Annotated in this window: 4 protein-coding genes; 1 reads left to right on the top strand and 3 read right to left on the bottom strand. The window is 64.7% G+C overall.

Annotation, left to right across the window (positions count from 1 at the left end):
• Positions 1–48 precede the first annotated feature (48 nt).
• Together ACSDR0_RS48995 and ACSDR0_RS48990 are read right to left on the bottom strand one after the other, a co-directional pair.
• Positions 49–1,311, bottom strand: coding sequence for a glycosyl hydrolase (locus tag ACSDR0_RS48995; RefSeq protein ID WP_435295852.1), 1,263 nt, complete (start codon positions 1,309–1,311; stop codon positions 49–51).
• Between the two features lie 282 nt (positions 1,312–1,593).
• The gene (locus ACSDR0_RS48990; RefSeq protein ID WP_435295851.1) at positions 1,594–2,631 is read right to left on the bottom strand and encodes a LacI family DNA-binding transcriptional regulator; all 1,038 of its coding nucleotides are present in this window, start codon (positions 2,629–2,631) and stop codon (positions 1,594–1,596) included.
• A 131-nt stretch (positions 2,632–2,762) separates the two neighbouring features.
• On the opposite strand from ACSDR0_RS48990, the gene ACSDR0_RS48985 reads away from it, so the two are divergent.
• Positions 2,763–4,088 (top strand): GH1 family beta-glucosidase, encoded by a 1,326-nt coding sequence (locus ACSDR0_RS48985; protein WP_435295850.1) that lies wholly within the window; start codon positions 2,763–2,765, stop codon positions 4,086–4,088.
• 599 nt (positions 4,089–4,687) lie between these two features.
• Here ACSDR0_RS48985 and ACSDR0_RS48980 read toward each other — a convergent pair.
• Positions 4,688–5,701 carry a LacI family DNA-binding transcriptional regulator gene (locus ACSDR0_RS48980; RefSeq protein ID WP_435295849.1) on the bottom strand — a complete coding sequence of 338 codons (1,014 nt, stop codon included), beginning with the start codon at positions 5,699–5,701 and terminating at the stop codon, positions 4,688–4,690.
• Positions 5,702–6,292 lie beyond the last annotated feature (591 nt).

Raw genomic sequence — 6,292 nt, 5'->3', positions numbered from 1 at the left:
ACTTCAAGCTGCTACAACGAGAACGTCGCCTGACCGCGGGACCGCTCTTCAAGTTCCACGAGCCGCGGGACATCCTCTACCGCCGGGCAGATCCAGACAGCGGCCCGACTGCGGGTTGCGCAACTGCGAGGAGCCGGTGCTCTGCCACTGCTGCGCGGCACCGCCGTTGCAGTCCCAGATCTGCAATGGCGTGCCGTTGGCCGTGCCCTGCCCGGTCACATCCAGGCACTTGCCCAGCGCCCGGATCGTGCCGTCGGAGCCGACCGTCCACTGCTGAGCGCCGCTGCCGTTGCAATCCCACACCTGCACCGCCGTGCCGTTGGCACTGTTGGCACCCGACACATCCACACATTTGCCACCCGCACCGGTGATCTGCCCCGTCCGCGGCTGCGGGCCTGGGCCTGGACCTGTCGGGATGCTGACCTCGCCGCGGTTGAGGACACGTGGGTCGTAGTAGGTGGCCTTGATGCCGGCGTTGGTGTTGTACTCGGGCTTGATCAGCCAGTCCATCCAGACGCTGAAGAACGTCCACTTGGACTGCGTGGCCATCTGGCTGGGTGTGGGAGTGCGACCAACCTCGGCCAGTCCGATCGGCTTGCCATGCGAGATGTTCTGGATGGCCTGGTACCACTCGTTGGACGGGAAGTACTGCACCCACACGTCGAGCGTTACCAGATCGGCGTAATTGTCGCCCGGGTAGTAGTCGCCCACGCGGGAGGCGCCGCCGCTGACGTCCTTGATGTTCCAGACCCAGACGATGTTGTCCAGGCCTTTGCTGACCAGGTAGTCGCGAGTGATCTGAAACAGCTTGCGGCTGCCGTTGGGACCCGACCGGCCGCCCCACCAGGCCCAGCCTTCGTTCATCTCGTGCATGGGGCGGAACAGGACGGGAATGCCGGCGTTCTTGAGCTGGAGGAAATACGGAACGGTCTGGTCGAGCCGCCGCTTCCAGGAGGTGTTCATCGTGCTGCCGTCGGTGACGAGCTCATTCCACTGAGAGTCCGACAGCCAACTGCCCTTGACCGGCCAGCTGCCGCCCTCGAACTGGCAGGTGGCGACGAACGGCACGCAGGCGTGCCAGGTGATGGCCGGGATGGACCCGGCAGCCCAGGCGGCTTTGGCCTGGTCGAAAACGCGTTGGCGGTTGTCGATATCGTTCTGGCTGAAGCCGAAGTCACCGCCCCACATCCCCGGGTACAGGCCGGTGATGTCGCGGACTTTGTTCGTCCACTGGGTCGGGTTGCTGTTGGGGCCGTCCTGCTGACCGGACAGCCAGTTGCGCCCGGTCAGACCTGCGAAGTAGTTGATCATGTCGGTTCGGGTTACCCCGGGAGGGGCTGGCGGCGCGGCCGCGGCGGGTTGCGTTAGTGCGACAGGACCGGTCGCTATGACAACTGCGGAAGCCACAGCTGTCAGGACGCGCGCGAAGGTACGTCGAGACATGAACCTCAAGCCTTTCGGCGGGGGGGATGGGCGGCGTCTCGCCATCGAGCTCACTTTAACGATTTATCACCGGAGATGCCGAGGACGGTAAGAGCTTGAGGACGACATGTCAATAATGCGTACTAAAACTTACGAGCGGTTGAGCTCTCGTCAAGAGCGCGGCGGGGCAGTCGACGACCGAGGCACCAGGATCGGTGTCTGCACAGAGCGGGAGGTGCGCTCGACGCCTGCCATGACGTCGAACAGTGCGTTGATCACATCAACGCCGAAGGCGAACACGTCGTGGTTCATCGCCGACAGGGCAGGCCGGATGAGCTGGCACAGCTGCGAGTCATCCCATGCCAGGATCGACAGATCTCGCGGAACCGACATGCCGAACTCGTCGGCAACACCGAGGGCGGCCACGGCCATGATGTCGTTGTCGAAGATGATGGCGGTGGGCCGGTCGGCGGCCAGCAGCAGGCTTCGGCAGGCCCGGGCGCCTTGGTTGGCGGAGAAGTCGGCGACGGCGGTGTGTCCTTGCGCGCCTGTGTCGGCGATGGCCTGTTCGAAGGCGGCGCTCCGGATTGCGGTATGACCGAGGTTGGCAGGTCCGCTGACCCGGCCGATCCGGCGATGGCCTAGGGCGGCTAGATAGCGCACGGCCTCGTGCATCCCTGCTGCGTCATCGGTCCACATCGAGGTGAAGGGGCCGGCCAGCGACGGATGGCCGACCACGACCGCGGGAAGCCCGAGCTCTGCCAGGGCGGGGATCCGCGGGTCGTCGATCTTGAGGTCCACCAGGATGCTGCCGTTGACCCTGCCACCTCGCCACCACTGCGTGTGGACGTTGACCTCATCCTCGGTCTCGGCCACCCGCAGGAGCAGCGAGCATGATCGCTGGCTGAGGACACTCTCGATTCCGGAGATGAACTCCATGTAGAACGGCTCAAGGCTGAGCAGGCGGGCGGGCCTGGCGATGGCCAGCCCGACGGTGTGCACCTTGTGGCCAGATAGCGTGGCGGCTGCGAGATTGGGCTGCCATCCCAATGACTGTGCCGCGCGTATGATGCGCTCCTTGGTGGCCGCGGAGACCCCTGGGCGGTTGTGCAGCGCGATGGTCACCGCAGATGGCGAGACGCCCGCCAAGGCTGCGACATCCCTGATCGTTACCCGACGATTCTTCCCGGTCGCGCTCTTCCCCGCCACGAGCACACCTTAACGTCTCGGTCGGTAGAGGATGTGTGGCCGTCATGCCGGAGAGGTTTGTCGACCCGGACTAGCTTCACTACTAAAACGTTCGATAGACATGCGGTCCTGACGTCCCTAGGGTGGGGGCCGTGAAGACGGACAGTAACGCTTTCCCCCCTGATTTCCGGTGGGGGGTGGCGACTTCGGCCTACCAGATCGAAGGTGCCGCCTCCGAGGACGGCAAAACGCCATCGATCTGGGACACCTTCTGCACCAAGCCCGGAGCGGTCGCGGGTGACGAGTCGGGGGATGTCGCCTGCGATCATTACCATCGGATGCCGGCGGACGTCGCGCTCATGGCGGACCTGGGTGTGGACACCTACCGTTTCTCGGTTTCGTGGCCGCGGGTGCAACCAGGAGGCCGGGGCCCGGTCAACGGGCCAGGCCTGGACTTCTATGATCGGCTTGTCGACGAGCTGCTAGCGGCGGACATCGACCCCTGGGTCACGCTCTACCATTGGGACCTGCCGCAGGAACTCGAGGACGCCGGCGGATGGCCGGTGCGCGATACCGCCTACCGGTTCGCCGATTACGCCACGCTGGTCTTCGAGCGGCTCCAGGACCGGGTGAGGTCCTGGACGACGTTGAACGAGCCATGGTGTGTGGCGATGTACGGCTACGCCGACGGCATGCACGCCCCCGGCCGCCGCGATCGCCCCGCGGCGATGCACGCGGTCCATCACCTGCTGCTGGCCCATGGGGAGGCGGTCGGCCGCATGCGAGCGACCGCAGCAGACGAACACGCCTTCGGCATCACGCTCAATCTCACCCCGGCCATCCCGCACACGCCTCGCGATGCCGAGGCCGCTCGGCGAGCCGACGGTTTCGGCCTGCGGATGTACCTCGACCCCCTGTTGCGTGGCCACTATCCCGAGGACGTCGTCACTGCACTCGCTGAGGAGAACATTCAGCTCCCCGTTCACGACGGTGACCTGGAAGTGATCGCTACGCCGCTCGACGTGCTCGGGGTGAACTATTACTTCACCGAGACCGTCCGCGCTGACGGGGTGGTCGTCCGCGATGGCCAGACGACCGCCCTCGGCTGGCCGATCACCCCGTCGGGGCTGACGGACTTGCTGGTTCGCCTTAACACCGAGTACCCGCCCGTACCGGTCGTCATCACGGAGAACGGTGGTGCGTTTCCTGACCGGGCGCGGCATGACGACATTGACGGCATCGACGATACTGACCGGATCGAATTTCTCCGCACTCACATTGCGGCTGTCGCCGATGCCCGCGCTGCGGGCGCGGACGTGCGCGGATACCTCGTCTGGACCTTGTTCGACAATTTCGAATGGGCTCACGGGTATGCGCCTACTTTCGGCCTGGTTTCGGTAGATCGCCAAACCCAGCACCGCACCCTCAAGCGCAGCGCTCTGTGGTATCGCGACTTCCTCCACGACGTGCGGATGTAGGGGGCATCGCACCCGCCCCAGGGGCAACCGAGGAACCCTGGAGCGGTGCGATGCCCGCAGGCCTGCCCCGCTGATGTGGGGCCGCCGCATATCCGGTCATGGGATGAACCATGGTGAACTCAACTGTCCTATTTTTGACAGGACAACCGAGAGACCGAGGCCGAACAGCACCTCTGCATGCGTGTGGAGAGCTTGTCAGGTCTGATGGTCCGATCCACCTTCACGTGGTGGCTTTGTAGGTGAGATCCGGAGCCACATGTCCACGAGCGGAGAGCCGCCTCGGCCGGAGCGTGGGCTCGTATCGACGAGTTTGGGAGCCACCGCGGCGAGCTGTTCGGCAGCGCCAGGCTCGCGCCTCTCCTCGTTGACTCGTTGACTCGTTACCCCGGCCGGAGCGGAGCGGCAGGTCTCCGGCTCGCCGGTCATGGTCCGTCGAGCACGTCGGGCTCGACCACGTCCGCCGACCACTGGCGAACAGTGGCCGCCGGCTCTCGATCTCACCGACATTTCCGAACGAGGAAGATCACCATGTGGCTCTCAAAGTCGTCGACATCTGGCTCTCGAAATCAGTGACGTAGCCAACGCCGGCCAGGTCTCAGTCAGGCGTCGTGATGTGCCGCGGTGCTGCCTCGAGGTGTGAGACGCGCCGCCTGGTCCTCAAAAGCAGGCACGCGCTCGCCTGCGATGAGCGCCAGCAGCCGTTGGGCGGCGTGTGCGCCATAGGCGGGAATATCACGCGTCAGGGCGGTGAGAGCTGGATGGACGACCTGGGAGAGGGGAGAATCGTCCCAAGCGACGATGGACAGCTCTTGCGGCACGATGATCGACATTTCCTGCGCGACCGACAGGCCTGCGACAGCCATAATGTCGTTGTCGTAGATGATCGCCGTCGGCCGGGATGGAGAGCTGAGGAGCCGGCGAGTGGCGTAGGCGCCTTCTTCGCCGGAGTAGTCGGTGTGAATGATCACGTGCTCGACGAGCGTGCCGCACGCCTGCGTGAAGGCGGTGTCGCGCTGGGCCGTGTGCACGAGCTTCGGAAGTCCGGCCACTCTGGCGATGCGTCGGTGCCCCAGGGCGATCAGATAGTCGATGGTCTCTCGTGTGGCCGCGCCGTCGTCTGACCAGACTGCCGTCAGCGAGCGGGATTCACAGGGATGCCCTATTACCACGGCGGGCATGTGCATCTCCTCCAGTTCGACCACACGTTGGTCGTTGAACTGCAGGTCGACCACGAACACGCCGTCGATACGCCCTTCACCCCACCAGCGGAGGTAGACCTCGATCTGTTTAGGGTGGTCGGCGACCACCTGGAGCATGAGTGAGTACTCCTGATCGGCGAGTTCGCCTTCGATGCCACTGATCAGCTCCATGAAGAAGGGTTCCATACCCAGCGTGCGGGCCGGGCGGCACAAGGCGAGTCCGACGCAGCGTGCCCGCGCGCTGTTGAGCACGCGTGCGGCGTTGTTGGGCCGCCAACCGATGTCCTTGGCTATCGTCATGATGGTGGCGCGGGTGGATGCCGAAACCCCAGGTCGCCCGTTCAAGGCGTAGGAGACTGCCACCTTCGACACACCTGCACGCTGAGCGATGTCCGCCATGGTCGGCCGCTTCATCAATCTCCTTACTTAACCGATAAGCGAATGGTAGCCCAACCTGCCGAACTACGCGTTCCCGACGTCTGCAAATGCGAAGGCCAGACGTCACTGAAGACTAGAAACACGGACGTGAAACGGCCGTAATGCACTGTTCACCCCGTTGACACCGATACCTGAGCACCCTACTGTCAGAGCTTGCTCGGTTAAGTAGACGGGTGGTCTTGACGCGGTGCGCTACAGATCGCATCCGGCGGCGGTCTGCTGAGCGCGTCAAGCCTCGCCCTCACGTGCCGGAAGACCTGTCCACGTCCAGGCTGCATCCCTCTCGTCGCGGTCATGCACACCGGCTGGTCTGCATTCCTTACCCGTCCAGGTCATCCAGGTCACAGGTTTCGGCGCGGACGCGAACGTGCGCTCCGCCGCCCAGTAGACCAGTAGAGAGGCACCCCCCATGAAACGAGGACTACTCGCCGCGACCGTCACGCTGTTAGTCGTCGCCGGCCTGGCCACTCCCGCCGGCGCGGCCACCGGCCAGATCACCGGTGCGGGTGGCAAATGTGTGGATGTGTCGGGTGCCAACAGTGCCAACGGCACGGCGGTGCAGGTGTG

Origin of the sequence: Streptosporangium sp. G11 (assembly GCF_051192615.1) — a bacterium.
GTDB lineage: Bacteria > Actinomycetota > Actinomycetes > Streptosporangiales > Streptosporangiaceae > Streptosporangium.
This window is presented reverse-complemented; position numbering and strand designations above follow the sequence as displayed.